At 68.5% G+C, this 23,445-nt stretch carries 14 protein-coding genes and 2 pseudogenes; 5 read left to right on the plus strand and 11 right to left on the minus strand.

The window, feature by feature from the left end:
- Positions 1 to 3 precede the first annotated feature (3 nt).
- From CYFUS_RS08355 to CYFUS_RS08365, 3 genes are all read right to left on the minus strand, one after another.
- Positions 4 to 624: a hypothetical protein gene (locus CYFUS_RS08355; protein WP_095984744.1), complete on the minus strand. Its 621-nt coding sequence runs from the start codon at positions 622 to 624 to the stop codon at positions 4 to 6.
- Between the two features lie 285 nt (positions 625 to 909).
- Positions 910 to 1,791: a sigma-70 family RNA polymerase sigma factor gene (locus tag CYFUS_RS08360; RefSeq protein WP_095984745.1), complete on the minus strand. Its 882-nt coding sequence runs from the start codon at positions 1,789 to 1,791 to the stop codon at positions 910 to 912.
- 21 nt (positions 1,792 to 1,812) lie between these two features.
- Positions 1,813 to 4,932 carry a tetratricopeptide repeat-containing serine/threonine-protein kinase gene (locus CYFUS_RS08365; RefSeq protein WP_095984746.1) on the minus strand — a complete coding sequence of 1,040 codons (3,120 nt, stop codon included), beginning with the start codon at positions 4,930 to 4,932 and terminating at the stop codon, positions 1,813 to 1,815.
- A 463-nt stretch (positions 4,933 to 5,395) separates the two neighbouring features.
- Here CYFUS_RS08365 and CYFUS_RS08370 point away from each other — a divergent pair, with 463 nt between their 5' ends.
- From CYFUS_RS08370 to CYFUS_RS08380, 3 genes are all read left to right on the plus strand, one after another.
- Entirely contained in the window at positions 5,396 to 8,542 is a 3,147-nt protein-coding gene (locus CYFUS_RS08370) for an ATP-binding protein (RefSeq protein WP_095984747.1), read from the plus strand.
- A complete protein-coding gene (locus tag CYFUS_RS08375; protein WP_095984748.1) occupies positions 8,539 to 8,961 on the plus strand; it encodes a sigma-54-dependent transcriptional regulator in 423 nt (140 codons plus the stop codon). Before CYFUS_RS08370 ends, CYFUS_RS08375 begins: the two co-directional genes overlap by 4 nt.
- Positions 8,962 to 9,755: 794 nt before the next feature.
- Positions 9,756 to 12,074, plus strand: coding sequence for an alkyl sulfatase dimerization domain-containing protein (locus CYFUS_RS08380; protein ID WP_198316507.1), 2,319 nt, complete (start codon positions 9,756 to 9,758; stop codon positions 12,072 to 12,074).
- 32 nt (positions 12,075 to 12,106) lie between these two features.
- Here CYFUS_RS08380 and CYFUS_RS54480 read toward each other — a convergent pair.
- Positions 12,107 to 12,193: pseudogene (locus tag CYFUS_RS54480) on the minus strand (KUP/HAK/KT family potassium transporter); the annotation flags it as partial.
- A gap of 4 nt (positions 12,194 to 12,197) precedes the next feature.
- Here CYFUS_RS54480 and CYFUS_RS51645 point away from each other — a divergent pair.
- A pseudogene (locus CYFUS_RS51645) lies at positions 12,198 to 12,412 on the plus strand (polyamine aminopropyltransferase); the annotation flags it as partial.
- 1,206 nt (positions 12,413 to 13,618) lie between these two features.
- Positions 13,619 to 14,485: a hypothetical protein gene (locus CYFUS_RS08390; RefSeq protein ID WP_157758321.1), complete on the plus strand. Its 867-nt coding sequence runs from the start codon at positions 13,619 to 13,621 to the stop codon at positions 14,483 to 14,485.
- A gap of 772 nt (positions 14,486 to 15,257) precedes the next feature.
- Here CYFUS_RS08390 and CYFUS_RS08395 read toward each other — a convergent pair.
- The 7 genes from CYFUS_RS08395 to CYFUS_RS08425 all read right to left on the minus strand — a co-directional run bounded on the left by CYFUS_RS08395 (position 15,258) and on the right by CYFUS_RS08425 (position 23,092).
- Entirely contained in the window at positions 15,258 to 16,397 is a 1,140-nt protein-coding gene (locus CYFUS_RS08395; RefSeq protein ID WP_095984751.1) for a hypothetical protein, read from the minus strand.
- Positions 16,398 to 16,522: 125 nt separating this feature from the next.
- The gene (tnpC, locus tag CYFUS_RS08400; protein WP_095984752.1) at positions 16,523 to 18,190 is read right to left on the minus strand and encodes an IS66 family transposase; all 1,668 of its coding nucleotides are present in this window, start codon (positions 18,188 to 18,190) and stop codon (positions 16,523 to 16,525) included.
- A gap of 48 nt (positions 18,191 to 18,238) precedes the next feature.
- Positions 18,239 to 18,550 carry an IS66 family insertion sequence element accessory protein TnpB gene (gene tnpB / locus CYFUS_RS08405; RefSeq protein ID WP_198316251.1) on the minus strand — a complete coding sequence of 104 codons (312 nt, stop codon included), beginning with the start codon at positions 18,548 to 18,550 and terminating at the stop codon, positions 18,239 to 18,241.
- Between the two features lie 26 nt (positions 18,551 to 18,576).
- Positions 18,577 to 18,966: an IS66 family insertion sequence element accessory protein TnpA gene (tnpA, locus tag CYFUS_RS08410; protein WP_095984753.1), complete on the minus strand. Its 390-nt coding sequence runs from the start codon at positions 18,964 to 18,966 to the stop codon at positions 18,577 to 18,579.
- Positions 18,967 to 19,002: 36 nt separating this feature from the next.
- A complete protein-coding gene (locus CYFUS_RS08415) occupies positions 19,003 to 20,946 on the minus strand; it encodes a hypothetical protein (RefSeq protein WP_095984754.1) in 1,944 nt (647 codons plus the stop codon).
- An 89-nt stretch (positions 20,947 to 21,035) separates the two neighbouring features.
- A complete protein-coding gene (locus CYFUS_RS08420) occupies positions 21,036 to 22,034 on the minus strand; it encodes an MBL fold metallo-hydrolase (protein ID WP_095984755.1) in 999 nt (332 codons plus the stop codon).
- 89 nt (positions 22,035 to 22,123) lie between these two features.
- Positions 22,124 to 23,092, minus strand: coding sequence for an AraC family transcriptional regulator (locus CYFUS_RS08425; protein ID WP_198316508.1), 969 nt, complete (start codon positions 23,090 to 23,092; stop codon positions 22,124 to 22,126).
- Positions 23,093 to 23,445 lie beyond the last annotated feature (353 nt).

Raw genomic sequence — 23,445 nt, forward strand, 5'->3', positions numbered from 1 at the left:
GGCTCAGAGGACCTTCTTGCGGACCGGCCAGTAGGTGCGGCCGTCGGCGGCCCAGCGCAGCGAACCATCGCTGTTGCGCACGAACGGGATGTTCACGTCCTGGGCATTGAGGCCGCAGCGCAGTTCCTGGAACACGCGGGCCGAGCCATCCGCGTTCCAGCCGTGGAAGATCATCGTGTGGCCGCTGCTGCCGTTGTGGGTGGTGATGGCGTCACCCATCTGCATGTCCCAGTGGCCCACGCGCTGGGTCTGCGACGTGTCGTTGAAGATGGTGTTGGTGTTCCAGCCCGGCGCGCCGACGCCCCACGCCCAGGACACCAGTCCCGAGCAGTCAGAGCGGTACGGATTCCACTGCGCGGTGTTCGCGGCCCCCGTGCGGTTGCAGGTGTAGCCACAGAAGCTGTCCCACTGCCCGTTGGGCACCTGGCAGTACAGCATGCCCACGGTGGTCCACTGCCAGGCGCGGTAGTCCACGTCCCCCCGGGTCAGCCCCTGGGGAATGGAGGTGATCGCCTCCTCGGTGGGCGGCGCGTAGTCACCATCCGGCAGGTCCATGTCCGCACCACCACAGCCAAACAAAGACAGCGACGTCAAGGCCAGCAGGCCCGCGTTCCTCATGAGCATGATTCTCTCGCCTGGTTTTGCTCTTCGGGTGAAGAGCGTCTTCGAGTCAGACAGCAGGAGTCGACGGCTCGGACAACGGGATGTTCGTGTTCCCCGGGGGGCCGCATCGGACCTCGGAGGGATGAACCCGGTTCATCCCGGTGCCCACCAGAAGGACGGAGAAAGGGATTTTTCGTCCCATTTCTCCGTTTTCCCCAAGTCCTGGTGAAAAAAGCGCGGTCCGGGTGAGACGAAAGTCCAGGGAGTCCGTCGTCTCCGGCCCAGCGGGTGCCTCGGGTGGGCGCGTCAGTCCGCCATCAGTTGGTGCAGGCTGACGTCGAGCTGGCTCTGGACGAGACGCAGCAGGCTGTTGAGCTCGTCGGGAGTCAGCGCCAGCCGCGTGGTCAGCTCCTCGCGGATGAGCGCCATCAGCCGCTCCCGGGCCCGGACGATCCACCGCGCCGCCGTGGAGCGGGACGTCTGGTACGTGGCCCCCACCGAGTCCACGGACAGCCCGTGCACGTGGTGCAGCCGCAGCAGGTTGCGCTCCTGGCTGTCCAGCCGCGCCAGCGCGGAGCGGAAGGCCACGCGGAAGTCCTCCTGGTGCCGCTGCCGGATGAAGGCCAGCTCGGGGTCCACGCCGATGCTCTCCGCCAGCGCCACCGGCGCCTGCTCCAGTGGTACTTCCCGGGGCGTGGCCCGCCGCTGGTCGATGAGCAGCCGCAGCGCCACCGCCCGCACCCACTGCGCCAGCGGACCGCGGCCGGAGTAGGAGGCCAGCTTCGGTGGCGCACCGCCCTCCGGGACGAGCAGCCGCTGGCGCAGCAACTGCCGCAGCTCATCCACCCGTGCGGGCGGCTCGCGCGGCAGCCACGTCCCCACCTGGGACAGCAGCCGTGCGTCGAGCGCCTCCGCGGCCCGCGCATCACCTCGCATGCAGGCGAAGGCGAGGAAGGTGTCCCCCGCGTGCAGGCCCGCGAGCACCTCGTGGGCCTCGCCGGAGGAGGGCAGCCTCCGCGCCACATGCGACAGGAAGCCGCTGACCTCCATGTGCACCTCCGGCCAGGCCCCGCGCGCCTCCCGCACCAGGCCCTCGAGCGCCGCCTCCAGGCCGGAATGCGCCCGCAGCGCCGGGACGAGCGCCGGTGGCGCATGGGAGAGGAAGGACTCGATCTGCTCGGACGGCATACGCACCTCCTCCACGGCGGCCTACCTTCGAGACACCTCACGGACGGCCAGCCAGTTGTGTACCTCACGCGATCCTGACGCATGGGTGGAGCCGTCACCCTGATAGGCGGCCTGGGCCTCACGAGCCAGGGCCAGGGCCCGCTCCCGCTCCCCACGCGAGGACCAGAGGACACGGGCGAGCGCGAAGCGCACCCGGGCCACGTCGGCCGGGGCCAGCTCCAGCCGGGTGGAGAGCGCCACGGCCCGCTCCAGCAGCTCGCGCGCCTCCTGGGCCTGGCCCGCCTCCACCAGCGCCAGGCCCAGCAGGCCGAGCGTCTGCACCACACGGGGGTGCTCCCCCCCCAGCGCCTTCTCGCGCACCGCCAGGGCCCTTCGCAGGTAGACGAGTGCCCGGTGCACCCGGTGCTGGCGCAGCTCCACGTGTCCCAGGTTGTGCAGCGCGCTGGCCACCTTGGGATGCTCCGGGCCGAGCGCCGCCTCCCACAGCTCGCGCGCCGCCTCGAAGTGGGCGCGGGCCTCGTCCAGGTGGCCCGCGTCGAGCGCCACCGAGCCCAGGTTGTTGCGTGACAGGGCCACGTCCGGGTGCCGGGGGCCCAGCCGCGCCTCCTGGAGGACGAGCGCCTCGCGGTAGGCCGCCTCCGCCTGCCTCACCTGCCCCAGGTCCGCCCGCGCGTTGCCCAGGCTGAGCAGCACGGCCGCCGCGCGCAGGTGCTGGCCGTCCGCTCCACGCAGCATGCTCAGGGCCCGCTCGTAATGGGGCAGCGCCTCTTGTAGCCGGCCCTGCTTGGCCAACGCGTCGCCCAGGTTCACCCGCAGCATGCTGGTGTTGGGGTGGGCCTGCCCGAAGTGCCGCTCGCCCAGGGCCAGCGCCTCCTCATGGAGGGACACCGCCTCGGCCACCTTCCCCTGGAGCCGCAGCGCGGTGGCCACGTTGTTGAGCTGCACCGCGCGCAACGGGTGGTTGAGCCCATACACGGCTTCCACCAGTCCCAGGGCGCGCGAGTAGTGTCCGGCCGCCTCGGCGTAGCGCCCCAGCCCGTTGAGGGCCAGACCCATGCAGCTGAGGGGGTCGGTGAGGGACACGTCTTGCGGTCCGCGCACCCGTTCCAGCAGGGCCTGGGCCCGCTCGCAGTCGGTGAGTGCCCGCGCGAACTCGCCCTGCCGGTGGCTCAAGCTGGCGCGGAAGCGGTACATCTCCGCCGCCACCTCCGGAGCGCCCTCGGGCCCCAGCCGCGCCAGGGCGGCCTCCGCCATGCGCGCGGTGCGCTGGGCCTCCGCCACCAGGCCCAGTGCCTGTCCCTCGATACTGAGGAGGCGGTTCCAGGCGCGCGCGGCCGTCTCGTCGTCGTGCCCGGCCTCCGCCACGCGCACGGCCTCCTCCAGCACCTCGCGCCCCACGGTGTAGCGCCCGGCGCTGTCCTGCGCCTCGCCCAACCGGAGGAGCGCGCGCGCCAGCGTGGGCCGATGCCCCAGTGCGCGCAGCTCCGTCACCATCTCCTCCAGCCGGGGCAGCTCGCGCGTGTTGGAGCTGGCCACGAACCGCATGTGCAGCCCGTCCAACTCCTGGCGCAACGCCGCCACCCGTGCCCGGGCCGCGGGCTCCTGCGGCAGCGGATCCACGCGGGCGAGCACGGCCCGGTCCTCGCACGCGGAGAGCGAGAGCAACTGCCGCGCCGTCTCGGGTGCCCGCGAGAGTGCCTCCCGCTCCCCTTCCTCCAGCAGCACCACCAGGGAGTGGAGCGCCTCTCGCCTGCCATCCAGGCACGCGGCGCGCAGATCCATCAGCCGCTCGGACTGGGTCCGCCGCACGTGCGTGTCCTCGCAGGACTGCCGCTGCTGTGCCACCAGGGCCTCGGCATATGCGTCCAGGGCTCGCGCGGTGGAGTGGAAGGCCTCGCCGGGGGCGGGCAGTCCGCTCTGGAGGAAGCGCTGCTCCAGCCGGGTGCGGTGCGCCGCGTCCCAGGTGCCCGCCAGCCGGGCCTCCAAGCCGGTGCACACCCGCGCGGCCTGTCCTCGCGCCAGGATGAAGCCCGTGGCGGCGCTGGCCACCACGCCCACCGCCAGCGTCGCCGCCGCCCAGCGCCAGCGTCGCGCGTGCAGGGCGGAGTCGAGCCGTGTCAGCAGTGCGTTCAGGGAGGAGTGGCGCCCGGAGGGCTCCTCGGCCAGTCCGCGCAGCACGGCCCGCCGCACGGCTCCGGGGACGCCCGCGCCGCGCGCCGCTGGCCCCGCCTCCGCTCCGGCTCGCGTCCGTGCCGGGCCGGCCTTGGAGGGCCGTTGGCCGAAGAGTGCCTCGTGCAGCGCCACGCAGAAGCTGTACTGGTCGCTGCTCGCGTCCGCGTGCTCGCCCCGCCATTGCTCCGGGGACATATAGGCGGGTGTCCCCAGCCGGACTCCGACGCTGTCACCCCTGCTGGGGGGAGCCTCCGTGGGCAGGACGTCTCCAACGGGCGGGCCGGGGGGCGCCCCGGCGGCGGGGTCCGCCCGGGCGAGGCCGAAGTCGGTGACGCGTACCTGTCCGTCGTCTCCCAGCAGCACGTTGTCCGGCTTGAAGTCGCGGTGCACCAACCCCACCGCATGCGCGGCGGCCAGCCCCCGGCCCGCCTGGAGGAAGCATGCCAGCACCTCACGCCAGGGCCGGGGTGTCTCCTCCAGCCAGCCGCGCAGCGTCCGCCCCCGCACCAGCTCCATGGCGAGGAAGACGGTGTCCCCGTCCGTGCCCACGTCGTGCACCGTGACGACATTCGGGTGCGACAGTCGCGCCAGCGCCTGAGCCTCGCGCACCAGCCGCCCCCGTGCTTGCGCGTTCGCGAGCGCCCCGGGCTTGAGCAGCTTGAGCGCCACCTGCCGGTCCAGGTCCGGATCATACGCGGCGAAGACCACTCCCATGCCGCCCTCGCCCACGCGGCGCAGCAGCACGTAGCGGCCCACGTGCTCTCCCGGCTGGGGCGCCTCACCGGGCCCGGCCGGCGCCAGGCGCTCGCTGTCCTTCACGGGGGGAGGCCCGTCCACTTCCAGGCCCGCCACCACCGCGCAGCAGGCCGCGCACCCGTCCAGATGGGCCTCCAGCCTTGCCCTGGCCTCCGCGGACAGGAGCCCCCGTGCGCCCTCCACCAGCTCGTTCTCGTCGGGGCAGGCAGACATGGGGTACCGGTCATCCAGAGAAAGACCGGGAACAATATTCCACGGAAATTCCGCGAGAAAAAGGGATGGGCCGGTGACGGCCGGTTGGACGCGCGCGGCGGCGCGTCCGCTCCAGGTGCTCGCGCAGGAGGTTGTCGCGGATGGGTCACGCGCCGGGGTGTTCGCTATAAATTTACATGCATGCTCCCCCAAGCAGGTGAGGAGGAGAGGAGCGTGACGAGCCCCCAGGTAGGAGCAGAGCGGTGGACGTGTTCACCTGCATCCGGGTGGAGAGCCATCCGGGCGAGGGGTCCACCTTCACGGTCGAGTTGCCTCGCTCCCGGCCACCGGGCTCGCCTCCGTGAGCCGCCTGTCAAGCGCCTTCCGCCCAGGGCGGCGTGTGGTTCAATTTTCCGAACGAATATACGTTCCTTACGGATGAAGGGGGGCCCGACCGGGCCTTGAGGCTCACTTGAGGGGCAACATGATGAATCTCCATGAGCAGAACCTGGCTGGCTGCTCTCCACTGGATGTCGTGGAGGCCCTGGAGGAGGGATTCATCACAGCCGACCCCTCGTGCCGCATTCAGGTGGTGAATCAGGCAGCCGAGCGGCTCCTCCGGCTTCCGCGCTCTCGATTGCTCGGCTCCACGCTGGCATCGGTCTTCGGAGAGCAGGTCCAGTCCCAGGCATTCCTTGAACACTGCCGGCACGCGCTCGCCGAACACGCGCCAGCGCGGTTCGTCATGCACCACGCCTCACTCGAGTCCTGGCTCGAGGTTCGCTTTCATCCCCAGCATGGGCAGCTGTGGCTCTTCCTGCGCGATGTCACCCGGCAACACCAGACCGAGGAGCGGCCGCAGCGAGCCGAGCAGGACCCGGATCACCTTCATCTGATACTCAAACACGCTCCCGTCATCCTGTTCGCATTCGACGCCCAGGGAGTCTTCACGCTCTCCGAGGGGAGCGGACTTCAACGCCTCGGACTGGAACCGGGTGGCGTCGTCGGTCGCTCGATCTTCGACGTCTACCGTGACTTCGAATGGATCACCGGGAGCATCCGCCGCGTGCTGGAGGGGGAGCCGCTGAAGGTCGTGGGGGCGGTGGGAGCGGTCTGGTTCGATGTGCAGTTCACCCCGCTGCGCGACGCGGCCGGGAAGGTGGTCGGGGGCATCGGAATCGCCAACGATGTCACCGAGCGTGAGCGGATCCTCGAAGCGCTCAGACAGCAGCAGTCCGTGCTCCAGTACGTCATCGCCAATGTTCCCCACGCCATCTTCTGGAAGGACCGGGAGGGGCGATTTCTCGGCGGAAATCAGAACTTCATCGACGACACGGGCGTGGGAAGCCCGGAGAACCTCATCGGCAAGACGGACCACGACGTCTGGAGCAAGCATGAGGAGGCGGACGCCTTCGTGAGCAGCGACCGCGAAGTGATGCGGAGCGGCATGCCCCTCCTCAAGGTCGAGGAGCCCGCCCTGCGCGGGGATGGTCAGCAGCGCATTCTCTTGACCAGCAAGGTCCCCCTCCGCGACGAGGCCGGTCATGTCACCGGCCTGCTGGGCATCTACGCGGACATCACCGAGCGCAAGCGCATGGAGTTGGATCTCCAGAAGGCGAAGGAAGAGGCCGAGGCGGCGGCCCGAGCCAGGAGTGAATTCCTCACCGTCATGAGTCATGAGCTGCGCACCCCGTTGACCTTGATCCTGGGGCCGCTGGATACATTGCTCTCCTCTCGCGTCAGCGAGCTCTCCGGCCACGCCCGTCTCGACCTCGAGCGCGTCCAGCGCAATGCCGAGCGGCTCTTCCGGCTGGTCGACGACATCCTGGACCATCAGAAGGTGGAAGCCCGCCAGATGAAGGTCGACTGGGAGCCCGTGGAGATCTCCGAGCTCGCGGCCCGCATCGTGGAGGACGCACGATCGGCGGGGAACTCCCGGCGGCTCGACCTGCGCCTCGAGGCCGATGCCACCCTGGGCACGGTGCCCCTGGACCGGCGCAAGTTCGAGAAGATCGTCCTCAACCTGCTGGGCAATGCCTTGAAGTTCTCTCCTCCCGGGAGCCAGATCACCGTGGCGCTACGGGCGATGGACGGACAGGTCGAGCTGTCCGTGGCCGACTCGGGGCCGGGTATCCCCCAGGAGCAACAGGGGCTGCTCTTCCGGCACTTCCAACAGATCGACGGCACCACCACGCGCAAGCACGAGGGGACTGGCATGGGCCTGGCCATCGTGAAGGAGTTCGCCGAGCTGATGGGGGGCCAGGTCACGGTGGAGAGCGAGCCGGGCAAGGGCGCGCGCTTCATCGTCCGCCTGCCGCGCAACCCCGAGCACATCGTGGCATCGCGTCCGGGCGGAGAGGGCACGACGGCCGTGGAAAGCACCGGCTACTTCAACCCTTTCCACGATGCCCCGCCAGAGCCCGGTCCGGCACCTCGCCGCTCGGACAAGCCTGTGTCGCGCCTGCTCATCGCCGAAGACAATCCCGACATGCGCGCGTACCTCGCTGGCCTCCTGGCCACGGAGTACGAGGTCGAGCTGGTGGAGACCGGCCTTCGAGCGTGGGAGGCGGTCCAGCGGAAGCGGCCGGACGTCATCGTGTCGGACGTGATGATGCCCGAGATGGACGGCGTCGAGTTGGCCACCAGGCTCAAGGCGAGCGCCCAGTACAGGGACATTCCCATCATCCTGCTGACGGCCAAGGCCAGCCGCGAAGAGGTGGTGGGGGGCCTGAATGCCGGAGCCGACGACTACCTTGGCAAGCCCTTCAGTCCAGCCGAGCTCAAGGCCCGGGTGCGCGCGGCCGAGCGCCTCCACGAAGCCTACCTGGAGCTCGACGCCAGCAAGCTCGAACTACAGGCCACGCTGCGACAGCTGCACGAGGCGCAGGATCAGATCGTGCAGAAGGCCAAGCTCGCCGCCGTGGGGACGCTGGTGGCCGGGCTCTCCCACGAGCTGAACAACCCGGTGGCCGCCATTCGCATGAATGCCCAATTGCTGCTCAGGCACGCGCTGGATCCGGCGAGCCTGCGCCGGTCGCTCCTCGTCATCGATCGCCAGTCGCAACGATGCTCGAGTTTGTTGAGGGCGCTGCTCGAGTTCTCCCGCCAGACCCCCGTTGTGCGCGAGCCGCACCCCGTGGACGAGGTGACGAGCCGAGTGCTCGAGCTCGCCCGGCACGAAGCGCACCGGCGTGCCGTGCACCTCGAGCAGTCGTGCTCCGATACCGGGCGGCTCTGGGTCGACGTGAATGCCCTGGAGTTGGAGACAGCCATGCACCACATCGTGCGCAACGCGCTGGAGGCCAGCCCGGAAGGAGCCACGGTGCGGCTCGAGACACGGCCCCTGACGTGGGAAGGAAAGCCGGGCGTGGAGGTCGCCGTGAGCGACAGTGGACCCGGCATCCCTCCCGAAGACCTGCCGCGGATCTTCGAGCCGTTCTTCACCACGAAACCCGTGGGTCAGAGCATCGGACTTGGCCTGTCGCTGACCCAGCGGTTCATCGACTCCCACGGCGGAACCCTCCAGGTCGACAGCACCGTGGGTCGCGGAACGACGGTTCGCCTCTGGCTACCCGCCGCCGTACCCGGACGCGAAGTGCCAGCTCGGGTGAGCGCGGAGGTCAGCCGATGAGGAGCGGCCCCACCGAGACGAAGTGCCCGCCGGACAGCACCCAGCGCGAGCATGTCCTGGTCATCGATGACGAAGAGGACATTCGCGAGAGCCTGGCGGAGATCCTCTCGCTGGAGGGCTACGAGATCACGACTGCCGAGAGCGGCGCCACCGCCATCGAGCGGGCGAAGCTGGCGCGCTTCTCCCTGGTCATCACGGATCTCAAGATGCCTGGAATGGACGGCATCGAGGTGCTGGTGCGCCTGAAGCAGCTCCATCCCGACCTGCCGGTGATCGTCGCCACCGGCTACGCCTCCGACGAGACGGCGAGCCGCTGCCGGCGCGAGGGAGCGTACGACTACATCAGGAAACCCTTCGATCTGGATGACCTGCTGCGCCTCATCACACAGGCGCTCCAGGCAGGCCGAGGCACGCGGTAACGGGCCTCGCGCCCGCGGGCTGAGACATGGATGCTCCCCCAAGCAGGTGGGGAGGAGAGGAGCGTGACGAGCCCCCAGGTAGGAGCAGAGGAGGCGAGCGTGGCGCCAGAGGCAGGGGCGAGGCAGGAGCGGAGGAAGGAGAGGACGCGGCCAGTAGAACCCCGGCGCGAGCGCCACCCCAGGGCGCAGGGTGTTGAGGCCTACGCCGCCACAGCCAGCCAAGAGACCTGATGCCCCTGCCGCGCTCCTCATGGGAAGGCGGCCTGGGCAGGACTGCCCGAGGAGGCTGCGTGGCCTCTCCACCGGCCCGGCTCACAGCTCGGCCGGCACCCGTCAGCGATCCTCCGCGGCCCCTCTGCACCAGCCCTCCCCCTCAACATGGCCTCTCTCCTGCCTATACGTCGTGGAGCGCCTGCGCCCCGTTCGCGCCAATGGCGAGGATGCCCGTGCCCCCCGAGCGCGAGCGCTCGAGCTCGGCGCGAAAGAGCGACGACTGCCCCGTGTGGGCACATCAGTAGGGATGTTGTCCCCCCTGCGGCGACCGGGGAGGCAACGCATTACCCCCGGGGTGGGGACTGCGCGTCGGTTCCCGAACGGATGCGACCACGCGCGCGTTCACCAGTGACGTCCCCCACCCCTGCGCATGGGTGACACGTCGGCCTGACGTCCCTGACGTGTCAGCCGGGCTCCCTGACGCGGTGGACCCCCGGGAATCCGCCTCCGTCCGGCAGAAAACACCTGGAATGGAAGGTGCACAGGCTCGCCTCCGCATCGACGCCACCCGAAGGGACCCCATGAATCCATTCACCCCTCTCCGCAGCAGGCGCCGCCCGCTGCTGGCCCTGCTCGTCCTGACCTCCTGCGCCCATGCCCAGGGCGTCACGCCCGAGACACCTCCTCCGGCTCCCACCCAGGCCGTGGTGCAGAACGGGCCGCTCTCCCCGAACAACGCCAATCCTCGCCTCACCAAGCACTCGCACTTCTTCGGGGCCGAGCCGGCCAAGCCCTGGAGCGAGCCGACGATCCTGCCCACCATCTACAAGCTGAAGGAGCAACACTGGCCGCTGGACAAATACCCGTCCCAGGTCACCTACGAGCCCTACAGCGCCGTGGGCTATGACCTGGCCAACACCATCGTCCTGGTCGGCAACAAACTGACCAAAGAGGGCTTCCCCGAGTGGATCATCGTCGACACACTCGGCAGCACCAAGACGGTGGACGAGGTCATCCCCGCCCTGCGCAAACGCATCTATGGCCGCGAGAAGGCGGGGCCGGAGAAGCTGCCCATCCGCGCCATCATCTACACGCACAACCACATCGACCACACCGGTGGCGTCAACGGCTACCTCGCCGCGGCCAAGCTGCCCCCCTGTGCTCCCGAGACCGCACAGAACGCGGGCAAGGACGGCTACTTCAACGCGGACACGGTCAACGCGGACACGGCCGATTGCGTGGCGGTGATTGGCCAGGAGAACATCAACAGCGCCATCGTCAACACGTCCACCGTGGTGGGCAGCATCATCGACGCGCGCTCCTACTACATGTACGGCAACGCCGTGCCCGAGGCGCGCATCAACTCGGGGATCGGGCCCCGGGAGGTCTCGGGCGAGAACCCCAAGAAAGGCGCCTATTACCAGCTGCCCTCGAAGACGTTCAGCCAGTCGCTCAACCTCACGGCGGCGGGGATCAACTTGAACCTGCGCTACGTGCCGAGCGAGACGGACGACGAGATCATCGCCTTCGTGCCGGACCGGTACAACCTGCCGGAATCGAAGGTGACGGGCAGCGAGGACTGGTCCAAGGAGTCGGGCCTGCTGCTGGCGGCCGAGGTCATCCAGGGCCCCTCCTTCCCCAACCTCTACAGCTTGCGCGGCACGGGCTTCCGCGACCCGAGCACCTGGTACACCAGCGTCGACGTGCTGCGCTCGCTCGACTCGTGGTGCATGGTGCCCAGCCACGGGCCGCCGCTGTGCGAGCGCGACAACATCGAGCTGCTGCTGCGCAGCTTCCGCGACGCCATCCAGTTCACCAATGACCAGGCCATCCGCTACATCAACCGGGGCTACACCCTGGTGGAACTGCCCCAGCTCATCCAACTGCCCCAGTACCTGGTGGAGGATCTGGATCAGCTCAAGCCCATCCAGAACGAGGGCCCCCTGCACACGGGCACTCCGGTCGGCATGGGGTGGGTGAATCCGCGCGACTACCTCACGGAGTTCTATGGCTCGGTGTCCCAGGGGGTGCGGGAGATCTACGTGGGCAAGGTTGGCTTCTTCCAGGCGGACCCCATCGAGCTGCGCCCCACGCCTCCGCAAGAGTCAGCCAGACGGCTCGTGCAGCTGATGCAGAGCCCGAACACCAATGTCTTGCAAGTGGCCAAGGCGGCCCAGGACGCAGCGCTCAAGCTGAACAAGACCGATCCCGAGTACATCAAGGGGCTGCAGTGGGCGGCGGAGCTGGCCACGCTCGTCATCCAGGCTGGCGTCACCGACCCCACCTATCCGACCCACATCGGGGCTACCACGACGTGCAAGCAGAGCGCGACGCCCGAGGTCCAGCAGGCCAGGCAGATCAAGTCCACGTCGTTCGCCTACATGGCCGAGCCAGAGATCAACCCCAACTGGCGCAACTGGTACGCGGCCTCGTCGCGTGAGCTGGATTGCCTCCTGCCGCTGCACGAGGTGAATGGCGGGCTCGTCTCGTCCACCATCATCTCCGCGCTGCCGGGCAGCCACTGGGTGCAGTCACTGGGGCTGCGGCTGATACCGGGGGAGACCAACCAGTCCCTGGGGTTCATCATCCGCAACGAGCTGGGCGTCCCCAGCCCTGGCACGGCGGGCTACACGCTCACCATCCGCAAGGCCGTGGCACAGTTCGCCCAGGGCAGCACGGAGGATACGCTGAAAGCAGCGACCACGGTGCTCGACATGGACCGCTCGGCGCTCGACGCGCTCATCGAGGCGGATGGAACGAATACGCTGATAACGACCCTGCAGGACCAGGTGGCTCAGAAGAAGATCCGAGCGATCAAGGGCAATAGCGACTCTGCCGTGACGTTCCTCCAGAACTTCGATCCCAAGCCCATCGCGATTCCCGTGCTCAGCGGACGGTAGTCACGCGTGGCGGGGTGGGGCTGTGGCGCAAGCTACAGCTCCACCTGCGCGCCCAGCTCCACCACGCAGTTGGGCGGGATGCGGAAGTAGGACGTGGCGCTGCGCGCGTTGCGGCTCATATGAGTGCCCTCGTTCGGCGAGTGGGGCTACGTGCTCGTCGCCCACGAGGGCGTGCTGCCGCGCCGGCCGCTGGTAGCGGGCTTGCGCTTCCTCTCCGAGGAGACCCATGCCTCGCTCTTCCAGTTCCCCCGGACATGGGCCCGTTGCCCACGGAGGTGAACCGGCTGAACAACCAGGTGCTCGTCCACTACTACGAGGAGGAGCCCCGGCTGCGGTGGCTGGTGGACTACGCGTGCCGGGACGACTACGGCACCACGGCGGAGGGAGTGTCGGCGTGGGCCGGCATCTGGTACTTCGCCGCCCGGCAGAACGGGCAGGGAGAGCGCACATGGACGAGCAGGGGCCCACGGTGCTCACCTGGTATCTGCCCATGGCGGGGCTGGACGTGAAGGCCGAGCGCCAGAAGGTGCTCTCGGCGAGCTATGGCGACTGGGAGGGGCTGGTGATGGCCGACCCGATGCCCGCGCACCCCGGCATCGCCGAGTGGGCCCGGCGGCTGGAGGTCATGCGCTGGGGACACGCGATGGTGCGCCCCGTGCCGGGATTCCTGTGGGGACCGGAGCGCCTCGCCGCCCAGAACGGTGCCTCCGCCTCGGGCGAACCTCACGAGGTTTCATGGCGTCTTCGCTCCGGGCGCCAAGCTCCGGTCATTTCTGCTCCCTCACGCGGGGACGGAGGCGGGCCCACAGAAGGAGAGCCTCTCCTTGGCCGCGACGGTGGAGGAGCCGAGGAAGCAGAGGACGGCGCGGGTGGATCGGGCCGGGCTGCTGCACAGGACGGAAAGCCCTGGACGTGTTCGCCTGTCCGCGGTGTGGAGGCAGGCGAAAGGTGCTGGCGTAGGTGACGGCCCCTGCTGGGGTGCGCTCGATATTGGATAGCCTGGGACTTCCCACTCAGGCTCTGAAGCGGGCACCGGCCCGGGACCACCCCAGCAGGCGTGGTGCTGAACTTGGCGCAGCCGCTTTCAATACGCCCCAATTCTCTGCCTCTCTCCTCACGCGAGGGCGGCGAGGGCTGGCGTGTGCCCCAAGGGGTTGTACCGTCCCGTGTACACCGGCGCGGCGCGCGGCCTTGCTGGCCCCGGCAGCGGCCCTTCTCGTCCCCTCCACTCCTGCCCTCTCCCTCAACATGGCTTCTATCCCGCCTATTAGAGGAGATGAAGCGGTCAATCGGCCACGGGGGCATGGAGGCCCCACGAAATATCGCTCAACCATAGCAGGGCCTCGGTGCGTGCCGCCTCCGTTGGGCACACATGAGATGCACCGCATGGGCCTGGGCTTCTTGACCATGGCGGCGCAAGCCTCTCATCTGGAGTGTCCAGCGACCTCAGGGCGAACCCAACCTCGCGCGCCCGATTGCCACGGACACCGTACCCATCTATCCTGGTGGCTCCACGGTGGGCTGCTCACGAGCCGTGCGATGGAATGAATATCACGCGCGGGCGCTTTCCTCAGCCCGACGCGCGGCGTTGTCTTTTTCTTCACCCAGAAGAGGCATTGATGCCATTCGAGATTCGCAAGGTCGAAAATTGCCCCGCGGGGCTCTTCGCGCCCACGACACCCGTTCCCGCCCCGACCGATGCCGCCGGTAATGCCATCGCGTCGTGGAGCTACCACCACATCATCCCCAAGGAGAAGCTCAAGAGCTTCTTCGACAAGGTGATCGCGAACGGCGACGGTGCGACCAAGGAATTCAAGCAGATCTGCACCTTCGTCATCCAGAAGCACTATCGCTATCGCAATGGTGATACCTACCCGTCCGCTCTCGCCTTCCAGGACAACAACGCGCCGGCACAGGCGGCCAATGAAGCGGGCGTGACCATGGCCGTCATCGCGGTGCTCACCGGCATGCACGCCGACGCCGACACCGCTGATGCGGCGACAACTGGGCGCTGGGGACTGTTCGAGAACTTCTGGTTCTGGTGGCCGGCCAACCTGCACCGCGGGCCCGGCTCGGCGCTGCGGCTCCAGCCCGCGGGGGGTGGTGCGAACTGGGACGAGAACCTCGATGACGGCGGTGCCCGCTTCGAGAAATCCGCCAAGCACGTGCTGCCCAAGAAGCAATTCGACGCTCTCTCCGCGCTCAATGCCGCGATGGATGTCTACGAAGGCAAGCAGTCGACGGGCGCCTATGCGGTGGCGCGCCTCGACGCGCTCAAGGAGGTGCTCAAGCTCATGCGCGTCCTCGTGCCGTCGAATGGCACGTACACGCGGCCCGTCGAGTTCGACCGGAGCCGGTGGGTGCGCGTCATGATCGCCGGCGCGAATCGCTATCGCGTCGTGCCCCGCTGAACGGTGCGAGGAGACCCGGCAGCCGCGCACGCGATGAGGGGGCCGGGTCGAGCCCTGAAGGTTTCTCAAGGCAGGAAGAGGCGAGCGCCTCCATCAACGTGCCGCCTCGCGCACCAGCGCACGGAGAAAGCTGACCGCCGCATCCCCCGCTGAGGTGTCCCGCTGAGGTGTCAAAGGATTCGAAACCGGGACTCGAGTGGGGAATGAGACTCGGCTTGGACGGGGCAAACGACGGCCTTCCAAGTCATTCCGAGGTCTTGAGGGCTGGCCTGCGGAGTGCATTCAGTCTCGCGGAGCAAACGCGGGGGAGGGGATGGGTTGGCCGCTGAGGATGTTCCAGGAGGAAGGCTACTATTTCGTCACGTCCAGGTGTTTCCAGGGGCGAATGCTGCTGCGCCCCAGCCTGGAGGTGAACGAGGTGGTGGGAGGCGTGTTGGCGGGGAAGGTGTCAAAGGACTCGATCCGACACCTCGTCTCCTACGAATCGTCTGACACCCTTCCTGGGCCGGATGCACCGCGCGCGCCAACTCGCAAGTCCGCGGAAGCATTTGAAGAGGGTGGATTCCACCGTCCACGCCCCGTCTCGTTCTGGCTTTGGTCCCGCGTTTCGAGTCCTTTGACACCATCCGGAAGACACCATCCGGAATCGTGGTGGAACCTGGTCAACTGAGACTTCGTGAACCAGAACTTCGCCTGAGCGTAGCCGGCCAAAAGAAAAAAACCCGCCGTGGCGGGTTTTTTTCATGGCCCCTCGCGCGCGGGGCACCTGTCGTCAGCTACGGTTGATCTTCAGAACGCCGTTCGGCGCCGTCAGCGTACCGGTGCTGCTGCGCGTGAGCTTCATGCGCGTCGTGCTGACCGGCGTCAGCGTATAGGTCGCGCCCTTCTGCAGCCCTACCACCAACGTCGGCGCTTTCGAGCCCGCATCGACCGTCCAACTGATTTCGTCCGTGGTGGCGGATGGCGCGACACCGCCATGGAACACCACCACGCGGCCGTCGGCCATCGCCACCGCCACGGCATTGCCATCCGACGACAACAGGCGCGCCTTGGCGATCGCGGCGGCACCGCTGGTCGCACCATCGCTGTCGTCCACGTGCAGCACGTTCAGGAAGAACTGCGCTGTCCCGACGGCCGGCGCGGTGCGTGGCGTGATCTCGACGCGCCAGGCGCCGATATCGGTGTCGCGCGACGGCTCTGGCGGTTCATCCATGATCGCGAAGTTGCGCCACCCGATCGTGCCGTCCTGCAGCTTGGTGCGCACCATGAAGCGGCAATCCTGCGACGTGAACTCGGCACGGGGCGTCTCGAACGACGTCGTGCCCGGCACGGCCGCCTGCACGCACGAGCTGCCTTCATTCAGGCCGCCCACCAGCGCGATGTCGCTTTGCGCTGGCAGCAGCGGTTGCACCGTCACCATGCCGTCGCCGTTCCGGATCGTCAGCGGCTCGGCGGCGCCGATAAAGCCGAACTTGTAGCGACCGCTGTGCTCGTCCGTCGGTACGATCGTGCTGGTGGGCTTGTTCACGCTGTGCAGCAGCGACGTGATCTCCATATTGGGCTTGGTCGGGCGTACGCTGTCGAACACAAGGATCTTCGGCTGCTCGCCGCGCACCTGCGAACGCAGGTAGACGATGCTGCGCAGGAAGCCTGTGTTCGGATCGATCTTGCTGTTGACGTAAGCCTTGCTGGCGTTACCCGTCACGTAGGCGTAGTCGCCCCCCTCCTCGTAGCTGGCCACGCCATCGAGCACGTTCGACCCGCCCGGCTGGATCTGTTCGATCGTCGGATAGGTCGCGCGTGTGCCGAACCACTGGCCGCCGTCGAGCGACCGGCCGCCGAATGTCTCCTCGTCGTACACCGTGATCGTATTGTGCGCGATCGTGCGCGTGTAGTAGTTCAGCCAATGCACGCTGCCGTAGTTGTCGTAGCGGCCGGAATCGAGCAGCAGCGGCGTAAGCCCCCGAGCCAGCCCAGGGTGTCGACCAGCGAGGAGCGTGGCATGGTGGCCGCGTGATGGACGGCACGTCGACGAGCCTATCGCTGCTGAGCCTGCTGCTGGGCCCACGACTCGGGGAGGAGCTCCGCGAGGCGGGAGGCGGGGAAGCGGGTGTCGCCGAGCTTGGGCAGCACGTCGCGGAACCAGGCCCACGGGTCCATGCCCAGCCGGTAGCAGCTGAGCACGAGGGAGTAGACGTTGGCGGCCCGGTGGCCAGCGGCATCGCTGCCCAGGAAGAGCCAGTTCTTGCGTCCGAGGACAATGAGCTTGATGAGGCGCTCCACCTCCCCGTTGTCCAGCGGAATGCGTCCGTCCGTCAGGAAGCGGCCCAGGGGGACGTAGCGGTTGCGCGCGTAGGCAATGGCCTTGCCCAGCGGCGTCTTGGCGGGCACGTGCGGGGCCCACTGCTCCAGCAAGCCGAAGAGTTCCTCGTAGACAGGCAGACTGTGTGCAAGTCGCAGGGTCAGGCGCGCCTCGGGGGAGAGCCCCGCGTCCTGAGCCTGCCGCTCCACGGCGTACAGCTTCTGCACGAGCATGAGCACCGTGCCGCCGCGAGCGTCTCCGGCCACGTATGCGCGCTCGAAGCCACGCCGGGCGTGCATCCAACAGCCCACCTCAATGCGTGGAGAGGTGGGGCCGAAGAGGGCCTCGTAGCCCTTGTAGCCGTCCACCACCAGATAGCCTCGGAAGTCGGCCAGCACCGCTTGGGGGCCCGTGCCACTCCAGTCGGGGGTGTACTCCACGAAGACGTTGCCACCCACGCCCACGTACGGCCAGAGGTGGCCGCGCTTGATGCCACGGGCGTCGTCCCTGTCCAGCACGCGCACCCCGGTGTCGTCGGTGTGCAGCAGGGCGTCCGCCAGCGTGCGCTGCTTGAGCAGCTGCACCACGGGCGGCAGCAAGTCACTGGCGCTCGCCACCCAGTCGCCCAGGGTGGAGGCGGGCAGCCTCACCCCGTGGCGCTTGTCGAAAATGGCCTGTTGGCGGTGCAGGGGTAGCCCATCGCGGTACTTGCCCACCAGCAGCTGCGCCAGCAGCCCCGGGCCGGGCAGTGCCCCGGGTAGTGGCGTCTCACCGGCGGGCGCGGCGGCCACCCCCTCCTTGCAGCGCTGGCATGCCAGCTTCGGGCGCTTCTCCACCCGCACGTAGAAGCGCGCCGGCTCCAATTCCAGTCGCTGGCTGACCTCCTCGCCCATGGGCTGCCTCTGCTCACCGCAACCCGGGCAGACGCACTCCTCGGCCGCGGGTTGCACCAGCACCTCGCGCCTCTCCAGGTGCGCGGGCAGGGCCTGGGCGCCGCGCACGGGCGGGCGCTTGGGCGCCTTCTTCGGCGCGTCGGCCGGCGGGGCCGCTGGGGCGGCTGCCTGTGCGCCGTCGGCGGTGGTGGGCTCGGCCGCTGGCTCGACGGACTGCTGCTGGGTGAGCAATGACAGCAGGAGTTGAAGCTGACTGGCGGGAGTCTTCTCGCTGCGCCGTCCGTACAGCTGCCGCAGCGCCTGCTTGAGTCGCACCAGCGTGGAGCTGTGCTCCTCGCGCAGCCGACCCAACAGGTCCAACAACATCTCAATGGCCTGCTCGCCGCGGCCCTCCGTCAGCAGCTGCAGCACGTAGGCGCGCACCGCCTCCAAGTCTTTCCCCTCGATGGCGGGCAGCTGGGCCTCTTCCTCCTGGCCCCTCTCTTCTTCGATGGTGACGGGAGAAGTCATGCGCGCCTTGCCTATGCCCGAAGTCATGCCGGGCGCGCAAGCGCGGACTCAGTGCACCTCGCGCCGCCGTACCGCGTGGCTTGCTTCCACCAGCGACAGCAACTCCGCGAGCTGCCGGACGTCCAGGTGCACCGCGGCCTGGCCCTCCACGGGCGCCGGTACCCGGAAGCGTCCCGCCTCCAGTCTCTTGCTCACGGTGCAGTACCCGTTGGCGTCCCAGAAGAGAATGCGGACGAAGTCCCTTCTCCTGGAGAAGAAGACGAACAGGTGGCCCGACTTCGGCTGCTGCCCAAGGCCGCCCTGCACCAGCGCACTCAGCCCGTCGGCCTGCTTGCGCATGTCGCACGGCTGTGTCGCCACCCAGATTCTCACTCCCTCCGGTAGCTTCAGCACCCCTGCACCTCCTTCACCGCCCGCAGCACCCGCTCCACCAGTGCCTGGCTTGCTCCCGCCTCCACTCGCACCCGCACTCCGCCCACCTCCACTTGCACCGCCTCCCCTTGCTCCCGCCCCGCCTCGCTCCGCTCAGCGGGCGCCGCCTCCACGGGCACGAAGGACATGGCCGTGCGCGCCCCCTCCTTCCCTTCTCGCCTCCTCGTCCAGAAGCGCAGCCTCTCGCGCGGCAAACCGTGCTTGCGCATGAAGGCCGACTGCGTGCCTCCTTCCTCCTCCCACGCTCGCACCACCTGCGCTGCTACCTCCGGTGTCCACCTCGGCCGCCGCGCTGCCTCCAACCACGCCGGCTCCGTCTTCGTCGTCGCTGTGTTCGTCGTCATCGCGCCGCGCACTCTGCGGCCCCTCGAGCACTTCCACTACCTGGGCTGGATCGGAGGCTTACGCAGCGGCGCCTTGTAGCTGAGGGAGAAGGCGTTCTGGTCCAGGTGATGATGGTTCTCGCTGATGAACGACGACGATTTGAAGTCTAGCAGCGTCGCCTCCGCGTGGGTCCACGTGTCGCGCATCAGCACATTGCCGGCCGTCTTGAAGTGGCGCGACAGCGGCAGCGCGGTCGTCGGCGCGGCTGTCGTCGGCTTCGGATACAGCAGGCGCTCCTCGAACAGGCCCACGTGCGAGGCGCTACGGTAGCGCATGATGTCGTTCCAGTAGTAATTCGCCGCATGCACGTCGCCGGCCGCCGCGCCCACGAGCGCCATGCTGCCCACGCTGCGCTCGCCCAGGCTGAACGTGAAGTTGTCGCCGCCCGCCGGGAAGCTGCCGTCGGCGCGCACGCCGTAGATGTACGGGTAGATCATGTACGGTGCCGACACCATCTGCAGGCCCGAGTTGCTCGTCAGCGCCCGGTTCCACAGCAGCAGGCGGTCGGCCGTCTCGCCAGCGGAGGACGCGTACGAATACAGCGTCTGGTTGCCGCCGTTCTCGGCAACGAAGTCGCGCGCGCGCAAGTAGCCGAACTTGAAGTGGTCGTAGATCGTGTCGATCAGGCCCTTCACCTCGGGGTACGCATCGGCGATCGCGAGGAGACCCAGCAGGGAACCCGTGTTGGCGCTGGCCGTGTGGCCGCTCAGGTAGTTGGTGCGGATATTCGGACCGGCACCGGTGGTGAAGACGGGCTTGACGGCGCAGTCGAACGGGTTGGCCGTGATGGTCGGCGTCACCCACTGGCCGCTGGCATTTTGCGCCGGCGCACCGCACACGGAACCGAGCAGGTCGGTGTTCTTACCCACGACGTCGAACGCGATCGTCGCTTTGATCCGCTGCGCGAGCGCCTCGTGGTAGGTCAGTACGCCGTCCGGGCTGTCGCCTTTCAGGTCGTCGAACAGCCAGTCGTAATAGATCCCCATCGCGCCGACGCGGCCGCTCATGCTCCATTCCGGGCCGTCCACTTCGCCCGCACCAAGGTCGGCCTTCAGGAGCAGCTTGATGTGCTTTTTAGCGGCCGTCAGGAGCTCCGGCTTTCCGGTGAGCCGGTAAGCCAGCGCCAGCCACTTGGCCGGTTCGGTGATCTTGCCGCGGCCGCCTCTCGTCGTATTGCAGTAGTCGACCTGATCGGCCAGCGGTTTGCTCAGGTCGCACGTATTGTTCATCAAGTTGGCCAGCGTCGTGCTGCGACGCAGGTAACCTTGCCACGATTCGTGCAGCGCGATCTCGACCGGCAGCTCCGGCAGCGACGACCACACCTCGTTCGTCGCCAGGTTGCGCACGCTGAGGTTTTTCAGCTGGTCGCCCTTATGTCCACCCAGCACGAATTTCTGGCCGGACGCGGTCCAGCCGTCGCCGGCCGGCTGCCATTTCGCCGGGTGCTGCACGTTGTCGACCTTCAGCACCGCGGTCTTCGCGCCGGCATCCCAGGTGACGACGAATTCATGGGGCGTACCGGTCGTCACCTCGAAGGTGGCGGCAAACGCGTTGATGGGTTCCGTCGTCCCGACGCGCGCGGTGCGCTGTAAGACCACCTGCACCAGGGTCCTGCCGGCGCTCGTGCCGCTGTCCGCATGGCGCACGTACAGCGAGTTCGGCGCATTCTGGTCGCCGAAGATGGTCGTGGTCGCGGTGTCGCCCGTTCCTTTGGGCACCGGCGTCAGCGTGAACTTCAACTCGCCCTTTTGCGTGGGGAACGTCTTCGGCCCCACCGCGGCTTCGATCTCCAGCAGGGTGAAGTCGAAGGCGCTCGCATACAGGCGCGGGTGTGAGGTCTTGACGGAAACGCCGCTGGGCACCCCGGCCAGCGCGGTGCCGGCAAACAGGGCGGAGCCGGCGACGACGATCGACTTCAAGACGATGGTGGATCTCTTCATGGTTTCTCCAGTTGGGCAAAACCGTTATATTTTGGCGTCGGGTTCATGGTCAGTGCCTCGGGGTTTGGGTTCACGAAGGCCCGTGGGCATCACCCCTCGAGGGAGATCGGCCAGGCCTCCACCGCGAACCACTCCGGGTGGTGCAGCACGAGGTCCGTGCGATTCGTGGGCAGCCCGTCGAGGTCATGCCCAGGGATGAGGACAAGGTCCGGAGTCGCTGCCCGGAACGCACGGACCTGATTGCGGACCGCCGCCGCGCGCTCGGCATCGACGGCGATCCGCTGCACGTCGTCGGATTCGAGCCAGTCAAAATGGACCACGGCGTCGCCCGCGAGGAGCACCGGGCCTCCCGGAAGCGCGAGCAGCACCAGGAGATCCTCTCTCGAGTGTCCGCCGCCCCCGAGCAGCACCACGCTCCCGTCTCCGAGCAGGTCGGCCGCGGCGTCGAATGGAGGCGCGGTGTCACCCGCGAAGTGGACCTCATGCCACCGCCCCTCGAGGCCGTACGCGCTGGCCTGGGACGCGCTTGCCGGGCCAGCGATGATGGGCGCGTTCTCGAAGGCGGCGAGTCCTCCCACGTGATCGTCATGCAGATGCGAGATCACCACCTGGCGGACACGCGCCGGCTCGAGACCGGCCTCGCGCATCTGGGCGGGCAGCGTGCGCTCGGGCCGCCCGCGGCTCTCGAAGAGCCAGCGCACCGGCAGCGGCAACGCGCGCTCACCGTCGCGTGCCACCGCTGGCGAGAGCCCTGTATCGAAGACGATGAGCCCGTGCCGCGGATGCTCGATGACGAACGCGGGGGCGGAGCGCCAGGGCCGCACATCGCCCACGAGCAGCGAGGACATCCGGTTCGCCCCGGTGTTGAAGACGTGGAGACGCAGGCCGGGCACCGCCACGGGTCGTCCATACGGTGGCGGAGCCGGTGTCGCACCGGCCATGGCGATCGGACGGTACGGGACAAGGACCCACGCCGCTCCTCCGAGCGCGAGCGCCAATCCGGCGAGCGCGAGCCGCACGTGAGGACCGAGGCGCGCCGCAAGGCCCAGGCCCGGCGGCGCGGCGAGAGGCGAGAGGGAAGGGTTCATGGGAAGCACCTTTCGCTTCCCACTCTGCAGCCAGGCTTCGTTTCAGGCAGTGACTCGGCTGACCCCCCGGCTGACCCGGGTGACCACCGCTATGGCGGCGAGGGCTCCTCGCTTCGGGGCGTGCGGCCCGTCCATCTGCGGAATGCGCGGTGAAAGGCGCTCGGCTCGGAGAACCCGAGGAAGAACGCAATCTCTCCGAGCGAGAGGGTGGCGTCCGCGGTCATCTTCAGCGCGAGCCGTCGGCGGATATCGTCGACAACCCGGGCAAACGTCGTGTTCTCTTCCTCGAGACGCCGGCGCAGCATGCGCGGCGAGATCCCGAGGTCCTGCGCGACATCCTCGAGCCGGGGCGTCCCATCGGCGAGGCGGCGCTCGATGTGGGTGAGCGCACGGGACGTCCAGCGCGCGCCGCGAGCGATCTCCTCGAGGAGGGCTTCGGCGTGCCGGTCGAGCACCGAGGCGAGCGCCCCGTCGGCGCGAGGGAGTGGCGCGTCGAGCGCACCCTCGGCGAAGTGCAGCTCCGCTTCGCCCCTCCCGAACCGGATCTCCTCGCACCCGAAGACTTCGCGATGGAGCGTGTCGTCCGGAGGAGGGCCGTGGGGCAGAAAGACGCGCTCGATCAGCGAGGAGCGTTCCGCGAGATCGCGGGCCATTCTCGCCCAGGAGGCGAGGACGAACTCCACGTAGGGAGCGGGCATCGACGCCTCCATGCCCGGGCGCACATAGCGCACGCAGCGTCCCTGGACGAGCACCTCGCTCCGGTCGTTCAGGAGGCGGTGGTAGCGCGCATTTCGCTCGAGCGCGGCGCGCAGCGTGGGGCTCGAGCGCGCCGCGAACTCCAGAGCGCCATAGTCGCCAGGGACCAGCATGCGCGCCGCGTGCAGGCCAATGCCCGGCTCGGCGAGCGCCGCCGCCGAAGCCCAGATGGCCGCCGCGGTTTCAAAGGGGATGCGCGCCGCTGGCTGATCGGCGAGCCCGAACGGGGCGAGGACCGACGACGGCTCGCACCCGTGCGCATCAAGGGCCCGGCGGAGGGGACGTAGGAAGTACGTCGCCACCGAGACCCTCTCGTTCGTGAGTCGCTGCTTCGAGGAAATGGGGCTCAATCCGGTGAGCCTACCGCATGTCCTGGCCAGGCCAGGAAGAGCCTCCAGGGAATGAAGCCAAATCCTGACGCCGTGCTCGTGTCCGCCTGGGAAGGATTCACTGGTGTTGAGCGCCAGGCGGCAGTGGCCCACAGGCCCAAGCCCACTGCCTCGCCCCTGAGGGGAGCGCGGCCTGAGCAGGCGTGTACCCAAAGGGGGCTGTGCGGCCTCTCCACGGGCCTGGCGCAGTGCTCGGGCGGCCTCCGTCAGCGGCCCTTCTCGGCCCCTCTGCACCAGCCGGTGGGAGATGGCCGTGTCGTCTTCGT

Origin of the sequence: Cystobacter fuscus, from assembly GCF_002305875.1 — a bacterium.
GTDB classification, from domain to species: Bacteria; Myxococcota; Myxococcia; order Myxococcales; family Myxococcaceae; genus Cystobacter; species Cystobacter fuscus_A.

Bases quoted from the DNA above. Each gene is read 5' to 3' on its own strand.
- CYFUS_RS08355 (WP_095984744.1), bottom strand. From the start codon at position 624: ATGCTCATGAGGAACGCGGGCCTGCTGGCCTTGACGTCGCTGTCTTTG.
- CYFUS_RS08360 (WP_095984745.1), bottom strand. From the start codon at position 1,791: ATGCCGTCCGAGCAGATCGAGTCCTTCCTCTCCCATGCGCCACCGGCG.
- CYFUS_RS08365 (WP_095984746.1), bottom strand. From the start codon at position 4,932: ATGTCTGCCTGCCCCGACGAGAACGAGCTGGTGGAGGGCGCACGGGGG.
- CYFUS_RS08370 (WP_095984747.1), top strand. From the start codon at position 5,396: ATGATGAATCTCCATGAGCAGAACCTGGCTGGCTGCTCTCCACTGGAT.
- CYFUS_RS08375 (WP_095984748.1), top strand. From the start codon at position 8,539: ATGAGGAGCGGCCCCACCGAGACGAAGTGCCCGCCGGACAGCACCCAG.
- CYFUS_RS08380 (WP_198316507.1), top strand. From the start codon at position 9,756: ATGAATCCATTCACCCCTCTCCGCAGCAGGCGCCGCCCGCTGCTGGCC.
- CYFUS_RS08390 (WP_157758321.1), top strand. From the start codon at position 13,619: ATGAATATCACGCGCGGGCGCTTTCCTCAGCCCGACGCGCGGCGTTGT.
- tnpC (WP_095984752.1), bottom strand. From the start codon at position 18,190: ATGACTTCTCCCGTCACCATCGAAGAAGAGAGGGGCCAGGAGGAAGAG.
- tnpA (WP_095984753.1), bottom strand. From the start codon at position 18,966: ATGACGACGAACACAGCGACGACGAAGACGGAGCCGGCGTGGTTGGAG.
- CYFUS_RS08415 (WP_095984754.1), bottom strand. From the start codon at position 20,946: ATGAAGAGATCCACCATCGTCTTGAAGTCGATCGTCGTCGCCGGCTCC.
- CYFUS_RS08420 (WP_095984755.1), bottom strand. From the start codon at position 22,034: ATGAACCCTTCCCTCTCGCCTCTCGCCGCGCCGCCGGGCCTGGGCCTT.